The following is a 361-nucleotide window of genomic DNA, read 5'->3' on the forward strand; positions in this document are numbered from 1 at the left end:
GCCTGTTTGGCGCGCGAGCGTGCTTCGTCGATATGCTCGCCGGTGGCGAGCGCGACGCCCATGCGCCGCTTGACGAAGCTCTCCGGCTTGCCGAAGAGTCGCAAGTCCGCGTTCGGCACGGCAAGCGCCGCGGCAACGCCTTCGAACGCAATGCCCTTCTCGTCGAGCCCGCCGTAGATCACCGCCGACGCACCCGGTGCGCGCAACGACGTATCGACCGGCAAACCGAGAATCGCGCGCGCGTGCAGTTCGAACTCCGAAAAACGTTGCGAGCACAGCGTGACCAGACCGGTGTCGTGCGGACGCGGGCTCACTTCCGAGAACCATACGTCATCGCCGCGCACGAAAAGTTCCACGCCGA

1 pseudogene is annotated in these 361 nt (G+C 65.9%); it reads right to left on the bottom strand.

The window, feature by feature from the left end:
* Positions 1-344, bottom strand: a pseudogene (locus EN859_RS36010) (ATP-grasp domain-containing protein); the annotation flags it as partial.
* Between the last annotated feature and the right edge of the window lie 17 nt (positions 345-361).

The sequence above is a fragment of the Mesorhizobium sp. M00.F.Ca.ET.216.01.1.1 genome, assembly GCF_004010325.2.
Classification (GTDB): Bacteria; Pseudomonadota; Alphaproteobacteria; order Rhizobiales; family Rhizobiaceae; genus Mesorhizobium.